A 25,373-nucleotide genomic window follows, 5' to 3' on the forward strand; every position below is an offset into this window, starting at 1 on the left:
ACCCAGGTCGCCCCGCCCGCCGTGTTCAGCAGCGCGTTGAGCAGCGGCCAGTCGCTGACCGCATCCGAGCCGTCCTTCATCGATTCGGTTTCGCGGTTCGGGCTTGCCACCGAACCGGTATCGAGGTGATCGCGGCCGATCACGATAGGTGCCTTCAGCTCACCGTTCTTCACCATCTCGTTGAACGCCTGACCCAGACGATAGCGATCCTTCACGCCGACCCAGCAGATCCGCGCCGGCAGCCCCTGGAACGCAATGCGCTCGCGCGCCATGTCGAGCCAGTTGTGCAGGTGCGTATCGTCGGGGATCAGTTCCTTGACCTTCGCATCGGTCTTGTAGATGTCCTCAGGATCGCCCGACAGCGCGACCCAGCGGAACGGCCCCTTGCCTTCGCAGAACAGCGGCCGGATATACGCCGGCACGAAGCCCGGGAAGTCGAAGGCATTCTGGACGCCCATTTCCAGCGCCATCTGACGAATATTGTTGCCGTAGTCGAGCGTGGCGGCGCCGCGCTCCTGCAGCGTCAACATGGCCTGCACCTGGCGCGCCATCGACTGCTTGGCCGGCTGGGTGATGCTGTCCGGCGCGGTTTTCTGGCGCTCGCGCCAGTCTTCCACGCTCCAGCCTTGCGGCAGATAACCGTGGATCGGATCGTGCGCGCTGGTCTGATCGGTCACGCAGTCCGGCGTGATGCCACGCGCGACGCACTCGGCGAACACGTCCGCCGCATTGCCGAGCAGGCCGACCGAGACCGGCTTGCCGGCCTTCTTCGCGTCCGCCACGATGGCAAGCGCCTCATCGAGCGTCTTCGCCTTGCGGTCCACGTAGCGCGTCTTCAAACGGAAATCGATGCGCGTCTCATCGCATTCGACCGCGATCATCGAGAAGCCCGCCATGGTCGCGGCGAGCGGCTGCGCGCCGCCCATGCCGCCGAGACCGCCGGTCAGAATCCAGCGGCCCTTCGGGTCGCCGTTGAAATGCTGGTTCGCCACCGAGAAGAAAGTCTCGTAGGTGCCCTGCACGATCCCCTGGCTGCCGATGTAGATCCAGCTGCCCGCCGTCATCTGGCCGTACATCATCAGGCCCTTGCGGTCGAGTTCGTGGAAGTGCTCCCACGTCGCCCAGTGCGGCACGAGGTTCGAATTCGCCAGCAGCACGCGCGGTGCGTCGGCATGCGTCCTGAACACGCCGACCGGCTTGCCCGACTGGACCAGCAGGGTTTCGTCGTCGTTGAGATCCTTCAGCGAGGCGAGAATCTGGTCGAAGCAATCCCAGTTACGCGCGGCGCGGCCAATGCCGCCGTACACCACCAGCGCATGCGGATGCTCGGCGACTTCCGCGTCCAGGTTGTTCTGGATCATCCGGTAAGCGGCTTCCGTGAGCCAGCTCTTGCAGGTCTTCTCGACACCGCGCGGGGCGCGGATCGTACGGGTCGGGTCGAGACGCGGGTCGATATGCTTGGGGTTGTTCATGGTGGCTCTCGGAGGCTGGAAAGTACTCGGGAATCAGGTAAAAGACGCGGATCGGAATTGCGAAATCAGAAATGTCCAGTGAAGCGATAACGGCTGCCGGGGTGCCACAGATTGGCCACCGATGCCACGAGGCTTTGCGACCACGTGCGCCGGTGCAGCACAAGGCATGGTTCGAGCTCGTCCATGGTCAGCAGTTGCCGCGTGTCGGCATCTGCCGCAGACGCCTCGATGCGGTACTCGACGCGCTGCAGCGGCGCGACGCGCACCAGATACTGGTTAGGCGTGGTGTTGGTGAAGTCCTGCAAGGCATATTCCGGAGCGACTGCCGGATTGACCCAGCGTTCTTCGAGCTGCACCGGCTCGTCGTTCTCGAAATGCAGCACGCGCGAATGAAACACGGGGCTGCCGGCGCTCATCTGCATTTCGTCGGCGAGCGCCTCGTCGGCAATCGCCGCGCCGATATGCAGCACCTTCGCCTGGTAGCGATGACCGCGCGCCACGATCTCATCCGAGATGCTGCGGATCGCCACCAGCGTCGATTCATACTTCGGCCGCGCGACGAAGGTGCCGGAACCCTGCACCCGCGTGAGCACCTGCTCGGAGGTGAGTTCACGCAGCGCGCGGTTGACCGTCATGCGCGCCACGTTGAACTCGCGGGCGAGCTCGTTTTCCGAAGGAACCTGGTCGCCCTCACCCCATTCGCCCGCGTGAATGCGGGCGAGGATGAAGTCCTTGATCCCCTGATAGGCCGGTGCGTTCATGCTGGATCTGCTCTCGATGCCGTGCGCCCGGTCACTGTTCCGACGGGAACGCGAACGGGCTATGCGAAGCGATTGTGCCGTTCTGCACGAGACGCGTGACAGCGGCAATATCCGGCGCGAAGTAGTGATCGAGCTCGTAGTGCGCGACTTCATGGCGCACCGTGTTCATCACATGCTGCAGGCGCGGGCTGGTCTGATGCGGCGCGCGCAGATCGACGCCCTGCGCGGCGGCGAGCAGTTCGATCGACAGGATGTTGGCGGTGTTCTCCGCGATGTCGCCGAGCTTGCGCGCGGCAAACGTCGCCATCGACACGTGGTCTTCCTGGTTGGCCGAGGTCGGCAGCGAATCGACCGAAGCCGGATGCGCAAGCGTCTTGTTCTCCGAGGCGAGCGCCGCCGCGGTGACATGCGCGATCATGAAGCCCGAGTTCACGCCGCCATCGCGGACGAGGAACGGCGGCAGGCCGGAAAGCGTCGAATCGATCAGCAGTGCGATGCGACGCTCGGCGAGCGCGCCGATTTCGGCGGCGGCCAGTGCGAGATTGTCGGCGGCAAACGCCACCGGCTCGGCGTGGAAGTTACCGCCCGACAGCACTTCGCCGGTGTCCGGGAAAATCAGCGGGTTGTCCGATACGGCATTGGCTTCGACCAGCAGCACGTCGGCGGCGTGGCGCATCTGGTCCAGACACGCGCCCATCACCTGCGGCTGGCAGCGCAGGCTGTACGGGTCCTGCACCTTGCCGCAATCGCGGTGCGACAGATTGATGCCCGAGCCTTCGAGCAGCGACCGGTATGCCGCCGCCGCATCCACCTGGCCTTGATGACCGCGCAGTTCGTGAATGCGATGGTCGAACGGCGCAACCGAACCGGCCGCCGCGTCCACCGACAGCGCGCCCGCCACCAGCGCGGTGCGGTACAGGTCTTCAATGGCGAACATGTTGTAGAGCGCCAGCGCGGTCGATGCCTGGGTGCCGTTGAGCAGCGCCAGACCTTCCTTCGCCTGCAGCGTGAGCGGCTTCAGGCCGGCGAGGCGCAGGCCTTCGGTGGCGGCCATGCGCTCGCCCTTGGCGATCACTTCGCCCACGCCGAGCAGCGTGGCCGACATATGCGCGAGCGGTGCGAGGTCGCCCGAAGCGCCCACCGAACCCTTGACTGGAATGACCGGCAGCACGTCGGCGTTGAACAGCGTGATCAGCGCGTCCATCACTTCACGGCGGATGCCCGAATGACCGCGGCCGAGGCTCGACAGCTTGAGCGCCATCAACAGACGCACGACCGGACGCGACATCGGCTCGCCCACGCCGACGGCGTGCGAGAGCACCAGATTGCGTTGCAGGAGTTCGAGCTGGTCGTGCGGGATATGCGTGCTGGCGAGACGCCCGAACCCGGTGTTGATGCCGTAAGCCGGCTCCCCCTTCGCGGCGATGTCGGCAACGGCCTTTGCGCAGGCGTCGATAGCGGCAAAGCTGGCGGGATCGAGTTGCAGCGTGACCTGTTCACGGGCGATCTGGCGCAGTTGCGGGAGGGTCAGGTGGCCGGGCTTGAGAATCATCATGGGAGAGTCCTGGAAGGGTCCTGTCTATACAATTTGAGAGAAGTCTAGCGTCGCCAGCTTGTATATACAACTTATTTTTAATATCCCGGGGTTAGGGGTTTCCATTAGGCCCTAATGGTTGGCTGGCATGGTTTTCGCTGGTGGTTGGCGAATCGATGCTGGCCCCTGCGCCAGAGGCGGGTGCACGCTAGCGCCGTCATCTACGCGATGACTTGTATATACACGTGAGGGGGATTGGGAGGCAAGCGGACAAAAAGAGATGCGGGTGGGCGGAGGGGTTGCCGGTACGGTGCCGGTCCCCGGCACCTGTTCCGGCTAGAGGTTTGCCGTGTCAGATAAGCGAATAGGGATCGACTGCACCGCCTTCGATCACGAAGTGGTTGGCATCGGCACCCGGTGCGAAAAATCGCCAATCCTCGTTATTGGGCATCCCTTCCGGCGTAATAACGAGTTGCAGGCCCGCAGACAACGAAATACAGAGAGCCCCGGATTCGCTTCCCGCCAGGCTTTCCACGGTTGTTAAGCGCGAGCTCACGAGCAAATCTTCAAGCCGCTGCGTCGCAAGGCGAGCCTTTTCGTCAGGGCCGTAAAGATCGTCCTGCGTTGCCACGACCGCGCCAAGCTGCTTAATTTGCCAACGGCATTGAACATGTAAAGCCCACTCACCCACGCGCTTCATCGTGTCTTTGCGGGTCACGGTTTCCCGCAAGGGACCGAATTGAAGTGTGAGCATGTCTGCAGCGTGATTAAGGCTGCTCACGTCGAGTCCAACAAGCACGGAAAGGCGAGTGTCAATCAATTCCCTAGTGCTGGTCATTGGCCGGCTCCGAACATATCTTGTGCGCGTTCCATAATTTCATGATAGCCGAGACCTTCCCCGCTTATTTCGTCGTGAAGCTGGCGTGCCTGACTTATTCGCCATTAGTGTGCGCAACAGAAAGCGAATCGAATTCGATAGCCAGTTCCGCGCCCAAGCTGGAATACATGAACGCGACCTGAGACGCCTTGCGTTTCGAAAGTCGCTCTCCCTTGTTCAGGGCGGCAATCGCCATGTCGTAATTCTTGTCGGACGCATCGATAATCCGCAGGCTGTACACAATGTTAAGCAGCCCAAGACCCTCGACACTAAAGCACGTTACCCCTTCAAACGTCACAGTCGTGCGGGCGCTTTCAAGATACAGGCCCAGCGCCAGTGTACGAGGCTCCTGATTCGGCCCGATGCGTATGGTGTCGAGGTACCAGTCGTGGAAATGATTCCAGGTTGCAAGGGTTGTTTGGGTCATTTTCTACCAGGGGAGTATTGAAACGGGCGCGCCCGCGTCACGGTTATGCCCGACCCAATTGTGCGCGTGCGGGTTGGGGTTTCCGTGGTGGGACTCAAGGTCGAAGTCGGTCAGTGGGGTTCCGTTAGCGCCATATTGGCGCATCTGCGGCATCGTCCCGGGCATGCTCGATATCCACGATCCGGGCGTGCCGTTGAACGGCATACCGGCAATCTCCTCGCTTTCGGCACTGACTAGATCCTTACCGTACTCGAACGGCTGTTCGTCAGCGAGTAGCGTAAATGCCTCGTCGTTCCCCCCGGCAGCTTCATCGGCGCCAGAATCAATGCCGAGCGCGGCACCCGCAATCCTTTCAAGCACGCCGAACAGATCGCTGCCACCATCACTTACAGTCATCGCGCCTCGCGCGGCGCTGATCTGGGCCTCCCGCGTAGCTGGGTCATACGGCCCGGAAAGCACAGGTTCTCCGCTGAACACGAACGGACGGGGACCGGCGTTTGCGAAGGCGGTCAATTGCTTACTACCCCCGCCATATCCACCTCCACTCGACGGCCACCGCAACGGCGAGGGCGTTGGGCGGGACACACGAACTAAGGATCCGCATTCGCGATTGACAACAGGCACCAGTCGACCATGTTTCACAGCCTGCCTGAGCATGCGCTCGACCGTCGTGTTGTCGGTCGGCAGATTCCAGTGGGCTACATTCAACGTATTGCTCAGAAACGACCGAATTTCGCGTATCCCTGCTCCTCCAGTTACGGTTCCTGGATCATCACGTGGCCGGAAATAGCGGTCAAAATCCCGGCGATCCTCCTCAAGCTGCCGGATTTCTGCATCGTCCCGCATAAACCGCAATGTGTCTCCCGCCCGAGTGCGATATTGATCGGCCAACACCAACGTACATTGCCAACTGCGTCCCAGTGGGACCGAGAGCGTATTCCATTGCGACATGGGCAAATCTACCTTGCTGGTTGTGACAGGCGATTCCTGGTGCAACCAAGGGCTTCAACGCGTTGCCACGCTGAATCATTAGCGGCGGCATAAACCTAGCAGACTGCAGGGCGTCCATGTTTTCGGGATATTCACCGCCTCCCTTTCTGCACAGAAAATTCCTGTCTCGCTACGCCGGGACTTACATGAACCGACAGGAGAAAGTCCGGTTGCCGGCTTCCGCAAAGCGAAAAGCCGACAGCCAAGAAACTGGCTCCAGACGAACCGGTTCGCCCTCCTAAAACCGCAACCGCGTCCCAATAAAATCCAGAAACGCCTGCACGCGCCCGGCCAGCGCAGCACTCTGATAAAACACCGCACTGACCGGCTGCCGCTCATCCTCAAGCAGGTCTTCAAGGATCGGCTTGAGCCGCCCGCCGGCCACGTCCGCGAGGGTCATGAAATCGGCTAGGCACGCAATGCCGCCATCGCTTAACGCCAACTGGCGGATCGTCTCTCCGCTCGACGCCGTCATGGCCGGCGCGATCTTCAGCGACGCGCGCCCCCCATCGCGCAACGGCCAGCGGTTCAAATGCTCCGGCGCAGTAAACCCAAGCAGACGATGCGCACGCAACGCCTCCACCGAATCCGGCTCGCCGCGCTCGGCCAGATACCCCGGACTCGCCACGATCCGCAGCTTGCTGCTGCCAAGCGCACGCGCATGCAGCGTCGAATCCTGCAGCGCGCCGATGCGAATCGCAATGTCCACCTTCTGTTCGAGCAGGTCGACGATCCGTTCATTGCTGGTCAACTCGAGCTGGATCTCCGGATAGGCGGCGGCAAACTCCCGCATATGCGGCGCGATGCAATGAAGCATGAAGGGCGACGCCGCATCCACCCGCAAGCGGCCGGACGGTCGCGCGCGCCGTTTTGCGACCGATTGCTCGGCCTCCTCCATCGCATCGAGAATCGCCCGTGCGCGGCCAAGGTACATCACGCCCTCTTCCGTGAGCTGCAGCCGCCTCGTGGTACGGCGCAGCAGGGCTGTGTCCAGCTTCTTCTCCAGCCGCGTCAGGGCGCGGCTCACGCCGGAGACGGTCTGCTGCAGCTTTTCGGCGGCGGCCGTGATCGAGCCGCTGTCGATCACCGTCACGAAGACGAGAAGTTCGTCGGTGGAAGTCTTCATTGTTGATTTCAGGTCAAGATTGATTTGAGACTAACACGCTTTTTGCCAGAATCAAGACGGCGGATACTGCGTCCATGCCATCGCCAATCTGACGATTACGACGATTGCGGTGACTCCATCTATCGCAGCTATCCCAGCACTCAGGAGAACGTCTTGAAGATCTTCATCACCGGCGCCAGCGGTTTTATCGGCGGCTCGATCGCCGCGGGCCTCGTCAACGCCGGCCATGCCGTGCGCGGCCTGATCCGCAACCCTGAACACGCGGCGCAATTGCAGCGCCTCGGCATCGAACCCGTCACCGGCACACTCGACGACCGCGCGCTGCTGATCGCCGAAGCGCGCGCCGCCGATGCTGTCATCAACGCCGCCAGCAGCGACCATCGTGCTGCCGTGGAAGCGCTGATCGAAGGCCTCGCCGGCTCCGGCAAGCCGTTTCTGCATACGAGCGGCTCGAGCATCGTCGGCGATGCGTCGGGCGGCGAACTGGGCGCGGCCGCGATCTATCGCGAAGATGCGCTGCCCGAGCCGACCGCCGATAAGGCAGCGCGCGTCGGCATCGACCGGCTGGTGCTCGAAGCGGCCCAGCAAGGCATTCGCTCAGCAGTGCTATGCAATACGCTGATCTATGGGCACGGCAAGGTGGCCGGCAGCGCCAGCGTGCAATTGCCGCGTCTCGTGCGTCAGGCGCAGAAAAGCGGCATCGTGCGGCACGTGGGCAGCGGCGGCAACATCTGGTCGAACGTGCATATCGACGACGTGGTCGAGCTGTATCGCCTCGCGCTGGAGAAGACGCCGGCCGGCACGTTCTATTTTGTCGAGAGCGGCGAGGCGTCGTTCCGCGACATGACCGCCGCAATTGCCCGTGCGATGAAACTGGGCCCGGCGCAAGACTGGCCGCTCAAGGACGCCGAACGGGAGTGGGGTTATGAAATGGCGAACTACGGGCTAGGCTCGAATAGCCGGGTGCGCGGGGAACGGGCGCGGCGACTGCTGGGCTGGCAACCGCAGCGTACTTCGGTGCTCGAGTGGATTGAAGGCGAGATGATGAGCGCGTAGGGGAAATTCGCCGAGGGGCGCCCTCCAGGGCGCACCCCAAGAGTACTTCTTCCGGGCGCCCTATGGGCGCCCTCCAGGGCGCACCCCAAGGGCACTTCTTCCGGGCGCCCAAGGGCGCCCTCCAGGGCGTAATCCCTGTAAGCGGGGATGTTGCGAATCCGTAAGCTCAAGCCGCTAAAATCGCGCGCAATCAGTGAGCCGCTTCGACAAAGCGAGCCGCCCCTAGAGCCCGGATTCCTCGATGAGCCTCGCGCTAAATTTCGATTGGCTGACCAACTTCCTCGCGATCCTGTTCGTCGTGGCGTGCCTCTATGATGCGCGCTACGACGAATACGGCACGCTGACGCTCGCCGCCGCGGCGATGGGACTGATCGTCATGGCGATCGAACTGTTCCTCAAGCCAGCCTTCGAAATGTCTCTGTAGCCGTGATATAAAACAGCAGCCCCGCATCAAAGCAAGGCCGCCGGCACCGGCAGAAAGTCATCGTGCACGCCGGGCGCCCCACCCGCCTACAACGCCGCCGCCACCTCCGGCGGCGCACGGCGGAAACCCCTCGTGAGCCAGGCGAGATACGCGAGCCCCAGCACGAACCAGATCGCGCCCAGCACCAGCGCCGTCTTCTCCAGACTCACCAGCAGCCACAGATCGGCAAGCGCCCCCAGCAGCGGGAACAGCAGGCCGCCGATCACGCCCATGGTTTGCGCACTGCTTCGTGCAAGGAAATACTGCCGCATCACACACAGGTTGACCGCGGTGAACGCCAAGAACGCGCCGAAGTTGATGAACGAGGTGGAAGTCGCCACGTCGAGCTTCAATGCGATCAGCCCTACCGCCCCGGCGATGGCAATGTTGATGGCCGGCGTCTTGAACTTCGGATGCACGAACCCGAAGATCCGCCGCGGCAGCACTTCATCGCGGCCCATCGCATACAGCAGGCGTCCGACGCTCGCCTGCGCCGAGATGCCCGAGGCAAACTGCGCGAGAATCAGGCCCGCCAGAAACACGGTCACGAAGATATCCCCACCCACCTTGCGCGCCACTTCGAAGGCGGCGGAATCCGGGTCCTTGAATACCGCGCCCGGATGCGCAAGCTGCACCGTATAAGCGGCAATCACGAAGATCGCCCCGCCGATCAGCGCAATCAGCACGATCGCACGCGGCATGGTCTTCTCAGGCTCGATGGTTTCTTCGGTCAGCGTCGAGACCGCGTCAAAGCCGAGATACGAGTAAGCCGCGATCGCCGCGCCCGCCATGGTCGCCGAAAACGGCACGTGCGGTTTGAAGAACGGCTCGGCGGAAATCAGGCCGCCCGGCCCCATCGCCGCGGTCACATAGTGGCAGCACAGCACGACGAACAGCGCGACGATCGCCAGTTGCACGACCATCAGCACAATGTTGAAGCGGTTCGCCAGTTCAATGCCGAGGATGTTCAGCACGCTCGTCAGCACGATGAAGGCGACAATCCAAAGCCAGTTGGGCACATGCGGAAACGCTGCGCTCAGATAAGCCGCACCGATCAGCCAGATCACCATGGGCAGGAAGAAGTAATCGAGCAGCGTCGCCCAGCCGATCATGAAGCCCAGATGCGGGCTGAATGTCTTGCGCGTGTAGGTATAAGCGGAACCGGCAACCGGGAACAGCCGCGCGAGCTTGCCGTAACTCAAGGCGGTAAACACGATGGCAATCAAGGCGATCAGGTAAGCCAGCGCTGCGGTATCGTCACTCGCGCCGGCGAGCACGCCGTAGGTGCCGTACACGATCAACGGCGCCATATAGGCGAGGCCGAACAGCAACACCGACGGCAGGCCGAGCGTGCGTTTGAGGTGCGTGGTTTGCGTGCCCGCGCGTTCGGCGGGTGATAGGGTCGTCATGTCATGTCTCCAGTCCCATGCAACACGGTTGCCGAAACCCGCTGGCCAGCGTGGCCGGGCGAATGGGCGGTGCTGCGAGTAGTTGTATGTGATACGGACGAGCCGCATCACCCGGTTGGTGAAACAGGTTGGGTGCGGCAACTTCTGGTGTGACGATGTCCGCTCAGGCGACACCGGGGCGGGCGCACCCCAGCGCGCTGGGCTACCGGATCAAGCGGGCACGCTGGCCGTTTTCGTCGTCGAGCGTCTTGAGATCGAGCGCAATGCGTGCGTCATGCAGATAGCGATAGTGTTCGCGCGCGCCTTCCAGCCGCGCCGCGTCGAGCGTCGCCTGCAGGACGGTCGCGCCCTTACCCGCTTCGCATACCACTTCGCCGAATGGATCGATCAGCGCCGACTCGCCGGAGAAGGTCAGGTTGTCGTCGCCGCTGCCCGTGCGATTGACGAGCGCGGCGAACATCTGGTTTTCCATGGCGCGCGCCACGATGGCGCGGCGATGCACCGGGCCGAACGGATCCATGTTGCCGTTGGTGACAACGAGCAGGTCCGCGCCGAGTGATGCAACCGCGCGCGCGGTCTCGGGAAATTCAATGTCGTAACAGATCAGCAGGCCGACGATCATCCCTTTGAAGCTACACACTTCGTAGCGGTCACCCGGTTCGAACACGCCGACATCGGACGCCCACAAATGCGTCTTGCGATAGCGCAGCGCCAGTTCACCCTGCTCGTCGATCAGCACCGTCGTGTTGTAGAAGCGCTTGCCGTCGCGCTCCGCGAGACCCACCGCAACCGCCACGCCCGCCTCGCGAGCGGCGTCGCGCACGCGCGTCAAGGCGGCGCCGTCGAGCGGCTGGGCCACATCGGCCACCGTATCGCGGCTCGGGAAGCCCGATAACGTGGTCTCGGGAAACACGATCAGATCGGTGCCGGGCGCGCGCTTGCCGATCACCTCCAGCACGCGTTGCACATTGGTATCGGTCGCGCCATCCACAACGGGAATCTGCGCCAGTTCGAGCTGCATGTCTGTCTCCTGTGTCGGCCAGCGTGAGTGCCTTGGCACTGACTCCGGCCCTATGCAATTTGCCTGGCATGGTTGCCTGCCCGCTGCGCAGTCGCGGCCCTTTTTGTTTCAGGCCGCAAGCGTTGCGCTTCGGGCTATTATCACCAGACATATTTATCGGGGAATCACCCGGCTGGGGTACCCTCAACGGAGCAGGCATGGAACTCGATTGGCGCGACCTCGCCTTTCACCGCGAAATAGGCGCCGTCATCGAAGCGCTCGACAGCACGCAATTCTGGACCCGCCTCACGCGAGCGCTTGAACGCTACGTCGCCTTCGACAACTGGGTAGCGCTGCGTTTCGCGCCCACCGAAGCACCGCTCGTGTGCGCTGAATCGCCCACGCCCGACGGCACGGTCGATGCAATGTTCCAGGACTATCTCGAGGCGCTGTATCAGCTCGATCCGTTCTACATCGATGCCTGCGAGCGGCCAGCATCGGGCTTCGTCACGCTGGCCGACGTTGCGCCGGACAACTTCACGATGACCTCCTACTATCAGCGCTATTTCAGGAAGAACATCGTCGGCGACGAGGTGCACTTCAACTACCGCATCGATGCACGCCATACGCTGGCGTTTTCACTGGGTGCGACGCACCGCTATAGCGAGCGCGATCTTGCCGTGCTCGGGCTGTGCGCGCCCTGGGTGCTGGCCTTGATGCGGCAGCGGCTGCCGCATGAGACGTTCGGCCTGCCGGCAGCGGCGAGCGCTGCGCCGGAGAGTGAAGTGAATGAGTGTGGACTCCTCACTGAGCAAAGCAGCAGTCAGGCCCTGGAAGCTAACGCGCCCCCGACTTATGCAGCGCGCTTCGCGCAAGTGTCCCAGGCCGGCGGCCGTGCCCCGCTCACGGCGCGCGAAGTGGAAGTGGCCATGCAGACGTTAAGCGGCTTCTCGACACGAGCGATTGCCGAGAAGCTGTCCATCTCGTTCGAAACCGTACGCGCCCATAAAAAGCACATTTATACGAAGCTCAACATCAATTCCCAGTCGGAACTGTTTGCGCTGTTCTACGAGGCGGGGCATCGGGCGCCGTAGCGCCGCACGCAGGCGTCGCTCATGACCCGCACGCCGGACAGCCACCCGGCGCGTCTTCGTAACGGTCGTGATGCTTGACCCAGTCGCCGAGGTTCTTCGCTTCGTTGCGGCCCTTCGGCGCGATATCCAGATGCGTGTAGGTGCCGATAAACGGCTCGCCGCCGCGCGCATAGCTGGAATAGGTGTGAAAAATATCGCCCGCCTCGTCCTTGTAAAAAACACTGTGGCCAGGCGCTTCGTCGCCGGAGATGTCCTGCTCCTCGAAGTTATAGAAGCCCCTGCCTTTGGCGATTTCTTCGGGCGTAAACGACACGTGATAGTCGAAATTGAAATCGCTGCCCTGCGACGACACCCAGCGGAACCGCCAACCCATGCGCTTTTTGAACGCTTCGATCTTTTCGAGCGGCGCACGTGAAACCGCCATGTACGAGACATCGTGATGTTCAAGATGCGGCAGCACGCCATCCACGCTATCCGACAGGAACGAGCAGCCGGGGCAGCCCTCTTTCCAGTCCGGGCCCAGCATGAAGTGATAGACGATCAACTGGCTGCGCCCGTCGAACAGTTCGGCGAGCGTCTTGCGGCCTTGCGGCGTATCGAAGCTATAGGTCTTGTCGAGCTTGACCCACGGCAGCGCGAGACGCTTGCGGTTGAGTTCGTCGTGCGCCCGCGTGAAGGCCTTTTCCTCGGCCAGCAGCGCGCGGCGCGCAACCAGCCACTCCTCTCTTGAGACAGTGCTATGCGGTTCCATCTGCATCTCCTTCCTCGGTGGTCAGGCGAAAAAGCGTTCGAACCCGGCGTCCTGCATCATCTGCAGATGTTTAGCCGGGCAAGGAGGAATGTCAAGAAAGCGCGACGCGAGGAATGCTGCAGAGGCAAAAAAAGACACGCGGTACACCGCAGTTCAAAGCACTGCGACACGCCGCGTGAAGGGTGGAGAAACAATTCGCTGCACACGCGAGCAGAGCCAACCAGACCCTGCCCCACTCGCGCGTCACATCTGGCACGAAAAGCTACTTCGGCAAGCACGCCACTCAGATTGCCCAGCCACCGAGGTAGAACGCAGCCAGCACAACAGCAATCGCCACCGTCCCAACATTCAGCTTGCGATACTCGCCGCTCACGATGCGGCCGATCACCAGCGTGCTAAAACCCAGCATGATGCCCGTGACGATGTTGGCGGTCAGCACAATGAACACGGCGCAGACCAGACCCGACATTGCGTCGACCATGTCGTCCATATGGAGCTTGCTCACGCTCGAGAGCATCAGCAGGCCGACGTACATCAGCGCCGGCGCCGTCGCATACGAGGGCACCAGACCCGCGAGCGGCGAGAAGAACATCACCACGAGGAACAGCAGGCCGACCACCGCTGCCGCCATCCCCGTCTTCGCACCCGCAGCAACGCCGACCGTCGATTCGATATAGGCAGCCGCCGGCGCGCCGCCGAGCAGGCCCGAGAAAATCGAGCTCAGCGAGTCCGCGGTCAGCGCGCGGCCGCCGTTGATGATGCGGCCGTCGGCATCGAGTTGTCCGGCCTGGCCGGCAACAGCGCGGATCGTGCCGGTGGCGTCGAACACGGCCGTCATCACCAGCGCCAGCACGCTAGGCAGCACCGCGAGCGAGAGCGCACCCTTGATGTCCATCGCGCCGATCAGCGACGTATGGCCCGGCGCGCTCAGCGACGGCAATGCAAACACGCCGTGGAACGTCACAGCCGGATCGATCAGCAGGCCGATCGCCGAAATCGCGACGATCACGATCAGGATCGAGCCCGGCACGCGGCGGCGCACCAGACCGAAGATCGCCGCCAGCCCGATCACCGACATCAGCGCCGGCAGCGCGGTGATATGGCCGAGCGAAACCGGCAGCCCGGCGCCCGGGTTCTTGATCACGAGGCCCACGTCATTGGCCGCGATCAGCAGCAGGAACAGGCCAATGCCGATCCCCGTGCCGTGCGCGACGCCGCTCGGCAGGTTGCGCAGGATCCACGAGCGCACGCCCGTCACCGAAATGCCGGTGAAAACGATCCCCATCAGGAACACGGCGCCGAGCGCGACCGTCGGATGCAGGCCCTTGCCGAGCACGAGGCCAAAGGCCGTGAACGCCGTAAGCGAGATGGCGCAGCCGATCGCGATCGGCAGCTTGGCCCAGATGCCCATCAGCAGCGAGCCGAAGGCGGTGGTGAGGCACACGGCCACAAATACGGCGCTGGTGTCGAAACCGGCCTTGCCGAACATCCCTGGGACGACAAAGACGGAATAGACCATCGCCAGAAACGTGGTGACGCCGGCAATGATCTCCTGACGCTGCGAGCTGCCGCGCGAGGAGATTTCAAAGTAGCGGTCGAGAAAGCCCTTGGAGTCGAAAGCGTCGACGCCGACTTCGGAAATCGGCTGGGCGTGGGGTTCCATCATGGTGAGTGCCTCCTTTATCAGCATGCTGAAACGACCGGGGCACCGGCCGTCATCAGGTTCGTCTCGTTGCGTTTATGTAATGTGGTGGGGCAAGATTTGAACGTTCGCCGAAACCGCAAGTCTGTGTCTCAGGCCGGCTGCTTTCGTCCGAGGATTCCCGACATCCCTTACAATCGGGCCCCTACGTAGCGGGCTGTCACCCGCGTTAGCACCGTTCGTCATTTGCTGTCCCGAAATGTAGGCGAATACAAATATGTCTCCCATCGCATGAATGGCATGCCGGTCATGTCACGGTGCTTATATCGTTTAAGGCACGGCGGCATGCGGGTTCGGCCCGCGTGTTTACACCTACGGTCTGTCATGCGTTTGTCGCATGCATGCCGTTTGTCCTGTGGCTTGCGGTGTCGTTTGTGGTGTCGCTCGTAGTGTCACCTGCCCCGTCCTTCACTTTCACGCGGCCCCGAGCCGGAGCGCCCCGCGCTGCGGGTTAAACTCTGACGCATACACCGTTTCAATTGCAGCAGCGGCCGGTGCGGCCCATCCCTTGCACCGTGCGCTCTCGCCCATGGAGTCCTTCTTGATGAGTGGCGGTTTTCCACGTCCAGCTTGCCGTTATCCGATCCTTCTCGTCCTTGCGGCTATCGCCCTGTCGGGTTGCAGTCTGCTGCGGGGACCGCAGCAGGCGCCGATCACCGAGGCCGTACCGGAGTTCGTCGAACCCGCCAGCAACGCCCTCGTGGCCGGGCCGCCCGAGACCACGGTGCAAACGGAAGCGGCCAAGCCCGAGACGCCGGCAAAGCCTAAACGCCCCGCCACACCGCCGCCGAAGAAAGAGACGCCTCCGCCGCCGGTGGCCACGCCCGCGCCGCCGCCGCCCACCCCTGCGCCGCTCATCGTGACGCGGCTGATCGATCGCAACCAGGCGCATGGGCTGCTCGACAGCGAAGTGCAGAAGCCCGACGGCAAGGTCGTGGGCCGCGCCGTCGATCTGGTGACCGACGCGAACGGCAGGCCGATCGAGATGATCGTCAACCTGCAGGGCTTCCTCGGGGTTGGCGACCGCAAGGTCAATTTCCCATGGAGCGCGTTCCGCTTCACGCCGAGCGCCAAGACCGCACCGATCACGCTGAACCTCGCGCCCGGCCAGGCGCCTGCGCCCGACCGCGCCAAGGCGGCCGCGGCTGCGGCCGGCACCGCGACCGCGACGCGCCTGCCGCTGCTCGACGCCACGGTGGAGCGGCCCAACGGCGGGAAAGTCGGCCGGGTGGTCGACGTGCTGATCGACGGCAATGCGCAGCCGCAAGCGGTCGTGCTCGACGTCAGCGGCATGGTCAGCGCCGATCGCCGCACAATTGCCGCCAACTGGTCGGCGCTGCGTTTCGCGGTCCGCGACAAGACGCTCGCGGCGCTGATGGACCTGAGCGATGCGGCGATCGCCGCGTCGCCGCCGTATGCCTCGGGTGAACCGATCCGCGCCGTCTCGCCGGCGCCGCCCGCGCCTGCGCCTGTACCTGTCCCTGCGCAGGGCACCTCGACATCCTCCGCGGCGGCTTCGACCGCACGGGCGGCCCGATGACAGGCCGCCAGATGGTTACCGCGAGAAGTCTGCGCGCGCTGGACTGGATGAACTTCTTCGTCGCCAACGTGCAGACGGGGTTCGGTCCGTTCATCGCGTCGTATCTCGCGTCGCACAAGTGGACCCAGGGCGAGATCGGCATGGCGCTGTCGGTCGGCACGATCAGCGCGATGGTGAGCCAGGTGCCGGCCGGCGCCGCCGTCGATGCAATGCGCAACAAGAAAGGCGCCGCCGCATGGGCAATCTTCGCGATCATCCTCTCCGCGGTGCTGCTCGCCAGCAGCCCGACCGTGCTGCCGGTGATCGCCGCCGAAGTCTTCCACGGCTTCGCCAGTTGCATGCTGGTGCCGGCCATGGCGGCGATCTCGTTCGCGCTGGTCGGGCGCCAGAACCTCGGCGACCGGCTCGGGCGCAATGCGCGCTGGGCATCGATCGGCAGTGCGGTCGCAGCCGGCCTGATGGGCCTGTTCGGCGAGTATTTCTCGTCGCGTGCCGTGTTCTGGCTGACCGCCGCGCTCGCCATGCCGGCGCTGATTGCGCTCAGCATGGTGCAGCACACCGGCACCGTGAACCCGCTGCCCCAGGCCGCGCCCGAACCGGATGCGGGGGAAAAGCGCGAGAGCCTGCGCGAACTGCTGCGCGACAAGCGCATGCTGGTGTTCGCGGCCTGTATCGTGCTGTTCCACCTCTCCAACGCGGCCATGCTCAACCTCGCCGCCGGTGAAGTGACCGCGGGCATGGGAGACAACGTGCAGCTCGTGATTGCCGCCTGCATCATCGTGCCGCAAGCGATTGTCGCGATGATGTCGCCGTGGGTGGGCCGCTCGGCACAGCGCTGGGGGCGCCGGCCGATCCTGCTGTTCGGCTTCTCCGCCCTGCCGATTCGCGCCTTGCTGTTCGCCGGAGTCAGCAGCCCTTACCTGCTGGTGCCGGTGCAGATGCTCGATGGCATCAGCGCCGCGGTGTTCGGTGTGATGCTGCCGCTGATTGCCGCGGACGTGGCCGGCGGCAAGGGGCGCTATAACCTGTGTATCGGCCTGTTCGGCCTCGCGGCCGGGATCGGCGCGACCTTGAGTACGGCGGCCGCGGGTTTCATTGCCGATCACTTCAGCAATACGATCAGCTTCTTCGGCCTCGCGGCGGCGGGGGCGCTGGCCGTGCTGCTCGTGTGGGCGGCCATGCCCGAGACGCGGGACAGCGAAACCGTGCGGCAAGCGGAGGGGGTGCCGGAGGCGCGGTAGATGAGGCGATGAGTGGACGAAGAAAAGGCCAGTACCGTGTGAACGGCACTGGCCTTTCTTCTTGTTGCCCTGCGCCTCAGTCAATCGGCCGGCCTGCCGTTTCGCGGATAAACGGCAGCGGCAGCAACGACACCAGCCCGCAGCCGATCAGATACCACGCGGGCGCCAGCGTATTGCCCGTCAGCTGGATCAGCCAGGTCGCGAAGAACTGCGCGAAGCCGCCGAAAATCGACACGCCGAGGCAGTAGACAATCGACATCCCGGTCGCCCGGATTTCGCGCGGAAACATCTCCGGCAACATCACGATGTTCGGCACGGCGGTGAACGCCACCAGTACGGCAAGCACGGCGACAACCGCCAGCAACATGGGCACCGTCGGCGAAGCATTGATCAGCATGAAGGCCGGATAGACGGCCGCGATCAGCAGGACCCGCGAGATCCACAGCACGCGCTTGCGGCCCACGCGGTCGGACAAGGCACCCGCGAACGGCGACAGGATCACGGTGACGAAGGCTGCGGTCCATGAGGCCCAGAGCGCGAGCGACATCGGCAGATGGAGAATGCGGATCGCGTATGTCGACAGGTAAAACAGCACGATGTAGTTCGCCGCCGTGCCGCCGATCGTCGTTACGACGCCAGTCGCGATGACGCCCAGGTGCGAGCGAAAGATTTCGCGCACCGGCTGGGCATGCGCTGCGGAGACCGCAGCGTGTGCTCCGTCCGCGCTATCCGCCGCGAGAGGCAAGGTCTCGTTGAGGTGACGGCGAATATAAACGCCGATCGGTCCCATCGCCATGCCGATCACAAACGGCACGCGCCAGCCCCAGCTTTCGAGCGCCGCGGTGGACAGCCACGCCGCCAGCGCGACGCCGAGCAGCGAGCCGCACACGGTATTCAGGCCCTGGCTCACGAACTGCCAGCTGCCGTAGAAACCGCGCGTCTTGTCGCTGCCGTATTCCATCAGCAGCGAAGTGGACGCGCCGATCTCGCCGCCCAGCGCAAAGCCCTGAATCAGGCGCGCGAGAATCACCAGCAGCGGCGCGGCCAGGCCAATCGCCGCATAAGCAGGTGCAAAGGCGATGATCGCCGAGCCGAGCGTCATCAGCCACAGCGTGAGACTCATCGCCGCCTTGCGGCCGGCGCGGTCCGCATAGGCGCCGAGCACCACGCCGCCCACCGGCCGCATGATGAAGCCCACCCCAAACGTGCCCACCGCCAGCATCAGCTGCGCAAGCTGCCCTTCAACCGGGAAATACAGCTTGCCGATGATGGTGGCGAAAAAGCTGTAGATCGTGAAATCGAAGAACTCGAGGCCGTTGCCGAGCGTGATCGCAGCAATCGCTTTGGCGTGGCCCGCCCGGCTTCGCGGCAGCGGCACGGCCGCAGCGTCGCGCGACAGGCCGCTTGCGGCCAGTTCCTGTGCACCCGCTGAAGGATGGGGTGTAGCGGAATAGTCCATATGTGTCTCCTCCCAGATGTCCTGCTGCGACGCGACTCACTGCGCGACTCACTGCGCGACCCACTGCGCTCACTCACACGAGAAACGCCTCGGTAAGCCGCACCCAATACGCCGCGCCGCTCGCGAGGCAGTCGTCGTTGAAGTCGTAGCCCGGGTTGTGCACCATGCAGCCGCCCTCGCCGTCGCCATTGCCGATGATCAGATAGCTGCCCGCACACTGTTCGAGCAGGAACGCAAAGTCTTCGCTGCCCGTGAGCGGCTGCATATCCGGAATCAGACCGGTTTCGCCGAGCCAGTCGCGTGCGACCTGCTGCGCGAAGCCGGTCATGGCGGCGTCGTTGACGAGCACCGGATAACGCCGCTGATAATCGACCTCGGCCCGCGCGCCGTAGACGGCGGCCTGCGCTTCCACCACCTCGGTGATGCGCGTTTGCAGATAGTCGCGAACCTCGGGGCGCAGCGCGCGCACCGAGAGGCGCATCTCGGCCGTTTCGGGAATGACGTTCGGCGCTTCGCCGGCATGGATCGCGCCGACCGTGATGATCGCCATGTCGAGCGGCGCGATATTGCGCGAGACGATGCTCTGCAGCGCGAGCACGATCTGCGCGCAGACGACGACCGGATCGACCGCCTTGTGCGGCATTGCACCGTGGCCGCCGCGGCCCGTTACCTTGACGATCACCGTATCCGACGAGGCCATGAACGAGCCCGGCCGGAAGCCGAATTTGCCGGTCGGATAGCCGGGCATGTTGTGCATGGCGAACACCGCATCGCACGGGAATGCCTCGAACAGGCCGTCTTCGAGCATTTTTCGGGCGCCTGCCTGGCCCTCTTCAGCCGGCTGGAAAACCAGGTTCAGGGTGCCGTCGAACGACTTTGAGCGGGCAAGGTGCTTGGCCGCGGCGAGCAGCATCGCGGTGTGGCCGTCGTGGCCGCACGCGTGCATCTTGCCGGGAATCTTGCTGGCATACGGCAGGCCGGTCTGTTCGTGGATCGGCAAGGCGTCCATGTCGGCGCGCAAGCCGAGCCGCTTCGTGCCGTGGCCGACTTTCAACTGGCCCACCACGCCGGTTTGCCCCAGCCCGCGGCGCACTGTATAGCCCCACTCCTGCAGACGCTCGGCCACCAGATCGGCAGTGGCGAATTCTTCATACGCAAGCTCAGGGTGCGCGTGGATACGGCGGCGCAGGGCGATCATTTCTTCTTCGAGATCGGCGATGCCCGCCGGAATGGCCATGGTGTTCACGATGCTGTCTCCGTCAATGAATGCGTGAACTCAGGATAACGAGGCCGATTTTTGACGGGCAGGCGTAGAATCGTCGCGGCGGCAACCCGTGGTTGCCACCCTCCTCTCGCTTCGATCAGATGAAACTCCATCAACTCAACACCTTGGCGGCAATTGCCGATACCGGCAGTATCCGGGCAGCAGCGCGCACCCTGGGGCTGTCGCCGGCCGCCGTGACCAAGGCGGTACGCGAGCTGGAAGCCGATCTGCGGGCGCCACTGGTGATTCGCAGCGCGAGCGGCGTGGCGTTCACCGAGTTCGGCCGCGCGCTGGTCGTACATGCGCGGCTCGTGCTCGGGCAACTGCAGCGGGCCGAGGCGGAAATCGAGGCATTGCGCGGAGCCGCGGCGGGGAAACTGTCGATTGGCGTCACGCCGTGGATCGCACTGACCTTCCTGCCGCCGACGGTGCAGCGTTTCCGCCAGCGTATGCCGGAGGTGCAACTGGAGTTCTTCGAGGGGCTGCTGGCGGTCGTGCAGCCGCGCTTGCGCGACGGCAGCCTGGACTTTTCGATCGGACGCCCGCCCCCTGCTTCGCCGCAATCGGAATTTCACAACGTGCCGCTGTTTTCGACGCATTCGGCCGTGGTGGCAAGACGCGATCATCCGAAGGCCGGATGCCGCACCCTGCTCGAACTCGAAGACGCCGAATGGGTGCTGAACTGGGACCCGGCGAGCCGCGAGTCGATTTCAGACAACGTGTTCGGACAACGCGGCATGAAAGTGCCGCATACGATACACCTCGCGCATTCGCTGGCAATCGTGCTTGGGTTGCTGGCGCATACGGACATGCTCAGTATCTTTCCCTGGCCGCTGGTCGAGGTCTGCAGTACGAAGGAAAATCTGTGGGCGTTGCCGCTGCGCGAAACGGTGGACGAGACCATGGTCAGCATTACGTCACGGCGCGGCGCGCCGACGAGTCCGGCTGCCGCGTGTTTTCTCGACTGCCTGCGCGAAGTGATCGATGAAGGCGCACACTCGAAGGACGCCGAGCAGCGCAGGCTGTTTCATTCGATCGAGCTGCTGCTGTAGCCACGCGGCGCCTGGCCCGGCGGCGCGATGCCGGCGCCGCATTGAAGCCATGACAGCCGCGCGGTCTCGCGCCGGCTTCGTCCGCCATGCAGCCATCGCTCAATCCAGAAACTCCGCCGCCCGCTTGCGCAGCGCCGTGCCGAAATCGTCCAGCCAACCAATCGAGAGGCGCCAGCTCTGCCAGTACAGGTCCACATCGATCGGCTTGCCCGGCGCCATGTCCACCAGTTCGCCGTTTGCCAGTTGCGCCGCGATCATCCGCTCCGGGCACAGGCCCCACCCCATCCCGTTCGCACAGGCTCGCAGGAAGCCCGCGACGTGTGGAATCCAGTGCAGCGGCGGATCGACTTCCGCCCGCGTAATCCGGCGCATGAAGCGCTTCTGCAACTGGTCCTTCGGATTGAAGTCGACGCAGGGCGCACGCCGCAACGACTCGCGTGTCACGCCGTCGGCAAAATAACGCTCGAAGAAAGCCGGCGCGCATACCGCCAGATAGCGCATCCGGCCAAGCCGCACCGAGCGGCAACCCTGCACCGGTTCGGCCTGCGTCGTGACCGCGCCCTGCACGCTGCCGTCGCGAATCCGCTGCGCGGTGTGGTCCTGATCGTCGATCACGAGATCGAGCAGCATCTCGCGCTCCACGCAAAACCCGGCCACCGCATCGATAAACCAGGTGCCCACGCTGTCGTCGTTGACCGCAACCCGCAAGGTCGGCCACGCTTCAACCAGTGCCCCCGGCATCGCCGGCAAGCGCCCCGTCAGCTCGGACTCGAGCAGTTGCACGCGTTCCGTATGCCGGCACAGCAGTGCGCCGGACGTGGTCGCCACGCACGGCTGCCCGCGTTTGACCAGCACGCTGCCCACCCGCTCCTCGAGCAGCTTCACGCGCTGCGAGACCGCCGAGGGCGTCACGTTCAGTGCGCTCGCCGCACGGTCGAACGAACCGTGGCGCACCACTGCGGCCAGCGCATCGAGCAAGGCATAGTCGAGCATTAGCGTTCCTTAATCGGCATTAACTAAATTAGCTTCTCTTACGAGGCACGAACCCGCAGACTAGCGCCAATTCGTCTCACCCGTCTACCGGATTGCTTATGGACTGGCTCGCTTTCTCCCACGGAGCGGCGCTGTGCGCGTCGCTGATCGTCACCATCGGGGCGCAAAACGCCTTCGTGCTGCGGCAAGGCATCATGCGCTCGCACGTCGGCAAGATCGTGCTGCTGTGCATGCTGTCGGACTTCATTCTGATCGCCGCGGGCGTCGGCGGCGCCTCGGTGCTGGTCGAACGCTATCCGGTGTTCGTGCATACCATGCTGTATGTGGGACTCGCCTATCTCGCGTGGTTCGGCCTCAGCGCGCTGCGCCGCGCGGTGCAGCCCGGCCACGCCGTCATGGAAGTCGAGACGCCCGGCCAGCCGGCCCCGGCTGGCGCCACGCCAGCGCCAGCGCCCACGCCCGCAGCACGCGGCGCGATGCCGATTGTCCTGATGACGCTCGCCTTCACCTGGCTCAACCCGCACGTCTATCTCGACACGTTTCTGCTGATCGGCACGGCCGGCGCCCGCGAGGCCGCAGACGGCCGGGTCGCCTTCGCACTCGGCGCCATGGCGGTCAGCGCAGTGTGGTTCGTCGGCCTCGGCTATGGCGCCCGTATGCTCGCCCCGCTGTTTCGCCGCGCCATGGCCTGGCGCGTGCTGGATGGTGCGATCGGCAGCATGATCCTGCTGCTGGCCGTCACGCAGCTGCGCTAGATGGGATAGCGAATCCGCCGCGCCGCGGGCGACACACCCAGCGGCACAACAAACGGGGCGGGAAGCCGTAGAATCGGGCTTTCCGCCCCGTTTTCGTTGCAGGCTGCCGCCCTCATGGTCAATCCGACGCACTTCGATCTGCATTCACTGCGCGTCTTCCTCGCGGTTGCCGAAACCGGCAGCCTGACCCGCGCCGCCGAGCGCTGCCACATGACGCTTTCGGCGATCAGCAAACGCATCGCCGACCTCGAACGCGCCACCGATTGCGCCCTGCTGGTGCGCCACCCGCGCGGCGTCGAACTGACACCCGCCGGCCACGGGCTGTTGAACCACGCGCTGCAGGTGCTCGATCAGGTCAACCGGATGGCGAGCGAAATGAGCGATTTCGCGGTCGGCGTGCGCGGCCATGTGCGGGTCTGGGCCAACACCTCGGCGGTCGTGCAGTTCCTGCCCACGGATCTGCAGCGCTTTCTGGCCGTCAACCCAAGCATCAGGATCACGCTCGAAGAGCGCCTGAGCAGCGAAGTGATCGAAGCCCTGGGCGCCGGCCGCACCGACCTCGGCATCTTTGCCGACAACGTGCCGGCGCCGCTGGTCGACAAGCGCCTGTACCGGCGCGACCAGCTGGTTCTGCTGGTCCCGGCGGGCCATGCACTGGCCGGCCTCACACAGATTGCGTTTGCCGACACGCTCGACTACGACTATGTCGGCCTGAATAGCGGCAGTTCGCTGCTGCTGCGCCTGATGGACGCGGCGCTCGCCGCCGAGCGGCCGCTGCGGCTCAGGGTCCAGGTGAGCAGCTTCGACGGCATCAGCCGGATGATCGAAGCGGGTCTGGGCATCGGCATCCTCCCCGCCGCGGCCGTGCGGCCGGAAATCCTCGAGGCCGGCCTGCGCGCGGTGCAACTGACCGATGCCTGGGCCGAACGCACGCTGTGGATCGCGGCCAAACAGGCCGACGCGCTGACACCGGAAGCCGCCAGGCTGTTCGAGTTCATGACCGGCACGCCCGAGGCGCAATAGTCCCGCAATGGCCGATCAATAGCCGCTCAATAAGCCGCCATAACCCTGCAATAGCCGCCCCGCCCTGCGCCTTTCCCTCGGGGAAAGGGTTCGTGACCATTCCGACATTCCCAGCGCAGCCGTTCGCGCGCACCATCCTTCTCAATGCAACACACAGGATGGAGACGAAGCATGACTGGACCGCTCGACGGAATCCGCGTCCTCGAACTCGGACAACTGATTGCCGGCCCGTTTGCGAGCCGCATGCTGTCCGAATTCGGCGCCGACGTCATCAAGATCGAACCGCCGGGCACCGGCGACCCGCTGCGCAAATGGCGCATGCTGCACGACGGCACCTCGGTGTGGTGGGCCGCGCAATCTCGCAACAAGCGCTCGGTGACGCTCGACCTGCGCGACCCCGAAGGCCAGGCCATCGCCCGGCGCCTCGCCACCGAGGCCGACGTGGTGATCGAGAATTTCCGGCCCGGCGCCCTCGAAGGCTGGGGCCTCGGCTGGGACACCCTGCATGAACTGAACCCCAGGCTCGTGATGCTGCGCGTCTCCGGTTACGGCCAGAGCGGGCCCTATCGCGATCTGCCCGGCTTCGGCGTGATCGGCGAGGCGATGGGCGGCTTGCGTCATCTAAGCGGCGAACCGGGCCGCACGCCGGTGCGCGTGGGCATCTCGATCGGCGATTCGCTGGCCGCGCTGCATGGCGTGATCGGCATCCTGCTGGCGCTGCGCCATCGCGACCAGCAAGGCGGCGCGGGGCAGATGGTCGACGTGGCGCTGTACGAGTCGGTCTTCAACATGATGGAGAGCCTGCTGCCCGAGCACTCCGTGTTCGGCGCGGTGCGGCAAGCGGCGGGCAGCAGCCTGCCGGGCATCGCCCCTTCCAATGCCTACCGTTGCCAGGACGGCAAATACGCGCTGATCGCCGGCAATGGCGACAGTATCTTCCGCCGCCTGATGGAGGTGATCGAGCGTCCCGACCTCGCGGCCGACCCGGCGCTCGCGCAAAACGACGGCCGGGTGGCGCAGGTCGAGCGGCTCGATGCCGCGATCGGCGCATGGACCGCGCAGCGCCCGCTCGACGAGGTGCTGGCGCGGCTCAACGAAGCGCGCATTCCGGCCGGCAAGATCTACGACATCGCCGATATCGCCGCCGATCCGCACTACCGCGCCCGCGACATGATCGTCGACAGCACGCTCGCCGACGGCACGCCGGTGCAGCTCCCTGGCGTGCTGCCGAAGCTCGACGCCACACCCGGCACGATCCGCTCGCGCGCCCCGGCGCTCGGCGAACACACCGACGAAGTACTCGCCTCGCTCGGCGTCGACGCGGCCCAACGCAGCGCCTTGCGCGAGCGCGGCGTGATCTGACGCACCACCTGTACGGAGACCC

At 64.4% G+C, this 25,373-nt stretch carries 23 protein-coding genes; 9 read left to right on the plus strand and 14 right to left on the minus strand.

Annotation, left to right across the window (positions count from 1 at the left end):
• The 7 genes from hutU to FFS45_RS24635 all read right to left on the minus strand — a co-directional run.
• Window positions 1-1,472: urocanate hydratase (gene hutU, locus FFS45_RS24605; protein ID WP_137957239.1), on the minus strand; the 1,472-nt coding region annotated here is incomplete at its 3' end.
• Between the two features lie 65 nt (window positions 1,473-1,537).
• Window positions 1,538-2,233: a histidine utilization repressor gene (gene hutC / locus FFS45_RS24610; protein ID WP_137957240.1), complete on the minus strand. Its 696-nt coding sequence runs from the start codon at window positions 2,231-2,233 to the stop codon at window positions 1,538-1,540.
• Between the two features lie 31 nt (window positions 2,234-2,264).
• Entirely contained in the window at window positions 2,265-3,788 is a 1,524-nt protein-coding gene (hutH, locus tag FFS45_RS24615; protein WP_171029736.1) for a histidine ammonia-lyase, read from the minus strand.
• Window positions 3,789-4,119: 331 nt separating this feature from the next.
• Window positions 4,120-4,605, minus strand: coding sequence for a hypothetical protein (locus FFS45_RS24620; protein WP_137957241.1), 486 nt, complete (start codon window positions 4,603-4,605; stop codon window positions 4,120-4,122).
• 94 nt (window positions 4,606-4,699) lie between these two features.
• Window positions 4,700-5,071 carry a hypothetical protein gene (locus FFS45_RS24625; protein WP_249362911.1) on the minus strand — a complete coding sequence of 124 codons (372 nt, stop codon included), beginning with the start codon at window positions 5,069-5,071 and terminating at the stop codon, window positions 4,700-4,702.
• A 3-nt stretch (window positions 5,072-5,074) separates the two neighbouring features.
• Complete coding sequence (locus FFS45_RS24630; RefSeq protein WP_137957242.1) at window positions 5,075-5,917, minus strand: hypothetical protein; 843 nt, start codon at window positions 5,915-5,917, stop codon at window positions 5,075-5,077.
• 382 nt (window positions 5,918-6,299) lie between these two features.
• Complete coding sequence (locus tag FFS45_RS24635) at window positions 6,300-7,187, minus strand: LysR family transcriptional regulator (RefSeq protein ID WP_137957243.1); 888 nt, start codon at window positions 7,185-7,187, stop codon at window positions 6,300-6,302.
• Window positions 7,188-7,340: 153 nt separating this feature from the next.
• Here FFS45_RS24635 and FFS45_RS24640 point away from each other — a divergent pair, with 153 nt between their 5' ends.
• Window positions 7,341-8,243: an NAD-dependent epimerase/dehydratase family protein gene (locus FFS45_RS24640; RefSeq protein WP_137957244.1), complete on the plus strand. Its 903-nt coding sequence runs from the start codon at window positions 7,341-7,343 to the stop codon at window positions 8,241-8,243.
• A 241-nt stretch (window positions 8,244-8,484) separates the two neighbouring features.
• Window positions 8,485-8,667, plus strand: coding sequence for a hypothetical protein (locus FFS45_RS24645; RefSeq protein ID WP_137957245.1), 183 nt, complete (start codon window positions 8,485-8,487; stop codon window positions 8,665-8,667).
• An 86-nt stretch (window positions 8,668-8,753) separates the two neighbouring features.
• Here the strand turns inward: FFS45_RS24645 and FFS45_RS24650 are convergent, their stop codons facing one another.
• Window positions 8,754-10,115 (minus strand): APC family permease, encoded by a 1,362-nt coding sequence (locus FFS45_RS24650; RefSeq protein ID WP_137957246.1) that lies wholly within the window; start codon window positions 10,113-10,115, stop codon window positions 8,754-8,756.
• A gap of 202 nt (window positions 10,116-10,317) precedes the next feature.
• The gene (locus FFS45_RS24655; protein ID WP_137957247.1) at window positions 10,318-11,136 is read right to left on the minus strand and encodes a carbon-nitrogen hydrolase family protein; all 819 of its coding nucleotides are present in this window, start codon (window positions 11,134-11,136) and stop codon (window positions 10,318-10,320) included.
• Window positions 11,137-11,333: 197 nt separating this feature from the next.
• On the opposite strand from FFS45_RS24655, the gene FFS45_RS24660 reads away from it, so the two are divergent.
• Entirely contained in the window at window positions 11,334-12,209 is an 876-nt protein-coding gene (locus FFS45_RS24660; RefSeq protein ID WP_137957248.1) for a helix-turn-helix transcriptional regulator, read from the plus strand.
• 19 nt (window positions 12,210-12,228) lie between these two features.
• Here the strand turns inward: FFS45_RS24660 and FFS45_RS24665 are convergent, their stop codons facing one another.
• Together FFS45_RS24665 and FFS45_RS24670 are read right to left on the minus strand one after the other, a co-directional pair.
• Window positions 12,229-12,960: a thioredoxin family protein gene (locus FFS45_RS24665; RefSeq protein WP_212745756.1), complete on the minus strand. Its 732-nt coding sequence runs from the start codon at window positions 12,958-12,960 to the stop codon at window positions 12,229-12,231.
• Window positions 12,961-13,243: 283 nt separating this feature from the next.
• Complete coding sequence (locus tag FFS45_RS24670) at window positions 13,244-14,626, minus strand: NCS2 family permease (RefSeq protein ID WP_137957250.1); 1,383 nt, start codon at window positions 14,624-14,626, stop codon at window positions 13,244-13,246.
• A 580-nt stretch (window positions 14,627-15,206) separates the two neighbouring features.
• Between FFS45_RS24670 and FFS45_RS24675 the strand changes: the two genes are divergently transcribed.
• Window positions 15,207-16,202 carry a PRC-barrel domain-containing protein gene (locus tag FFS45_RS24675; protein WP_137957251.1) on the plus strand — a complete coding sequence of 332 codons (996 nt, stop codon included), beginning with the start codon at window positions 15,207-15,209 and terminating at the stop codon, window positions 16,200-16,202.
• Entirely contained in the window at window positions 16,199-17,443 is a 1,245-nt protein-coding gene (locus FFS45_RS24680; RefSeq protein ID WP_137957252.1) for an MFS transporter, read from the plus strand. Before FFS45_RS24675 ends, FFS45_RS24680 begins: the two co-directional genes overlap by 4 nt.
• Window positions 17,444-17,519: 76 nt before the next feature.
• Here FFS45_RS24680 and FFS45_RS24685 read toward each other — a convergent pair whose 3' ends face one another.
• Together FFS45_RS24685 and FFS45_RS24690 are read right to left on the minus strand one after the other, a co-directional pair.
• Entirely contained in the window at window positions 17,520-18,902 is a 1,383-nt protein-coding gene (locus tag FFS45_RS24685) for an MFS transporter (RefSeq protein WP_137957253.1), read from the minus strand.
• A gap of 73 nt (window positions 18,903-18,975) precedes the next feature.
• On the minus strand, window positions 18,976-20,148 hold the full coding sequence (locus tag FFS45_RS24690; RefSeq protein ID WP_137957254.1) for a M20 aminoacylase family protein: 1,173 nt from the start codon (window positions 20,146-20,148) through the stop codon (window positions 18,976-18,978).
• Between the two features lie 119 nt (window positions 20,149-20,267).
• Between FFS45_RS24690 and FFS45_RS24695 the strand changes: the two genes are divergently transcribed.
• A complete protein-coding gene (locus FFS45_RS24695; protein WP_137957255.1) occupies window positions 20,268-21,218 on the plus strand; it encodes a LysR substrate-binding domain-containing protein in 951 nt (316 codons plus the stop codon).
• Window positions 21,219-21,317: 99 nt separating this feature from the next.
• On the opposite strand, the gene FFS45_RS24700 is transcribed toward FFS45_RS24695, so the two are convergent.
• Entirely contained in the window at window positions 21,318-22,211 is an 894-nt protein-coding gene (locus tag FFS45_RS24700) for a LysR family transcriptional regulator ArgP (RefSeq protein WP_137957256.1), read from the minus strand.
• Between the two features lie 98 nt (window positions 22,212-22,309).
• On the opposite strand from FFS45_RS24700, the gene FFS45_RS24705 reads away from it, so the two are divergent.
• The 3 genes from FFS45_RS24705 to FFS45_RS24715 all read left to right on the plus strand — a co-directional run bounded on the left by FFS45_RS24705 (window position 22,310) and on the right by FFS45_RS24715 (window position 25,351).
• Window positions 22,310-22,966 carry a LysE/ArgO family amino acid transporter gene (locus FFS45_RS24705; RefSeq protein WP_137957257.1) on the plus strand — a complete coding sequence of 219 codons (657 nt, stop codon included), beginning with the start codon at window positions 22,310-22,312 and terminating at the stop codon, window positions 22,964-22,966.
• A 114-nt stretch (window positions 22,967-23,080) separates the two neighbouring features.
• A complete protein-coding gene (locus tag FFS45_RS24710; RefSeq protein WP_137957258.1) occupies window positions 23,081-23,989 on the plus strand; it encodes a LysR family transcriptional regulator in 909 nt (302 codons plus the stop codon).
• Between the two features lie 171 nt (window positions 23,990-24,160).
• Complete coding sequence (locus FFS45_RS24715; RefSeq protein ID WP_137957259.1) at window positions 24,161-25,351, plus strand: CoA transferase; 1,191 nt, start codon at window positions 24,161-24,163, stop codon at window positions 25,349-25,351.
• Window positions 25,352-25,373: the final 22 nt, after the last annotated feature.

It is taken from the genome of Burkholderia sp. 4M9327F10 (assembly GCF_005503145.1).
In the GTDB taxonomy this organism is placed as follows: Bacteria; Pseudomonadota; Gammaproteobacteria; order Burkholderiales; family Burkholderiaceae; genus Paraburkholderia.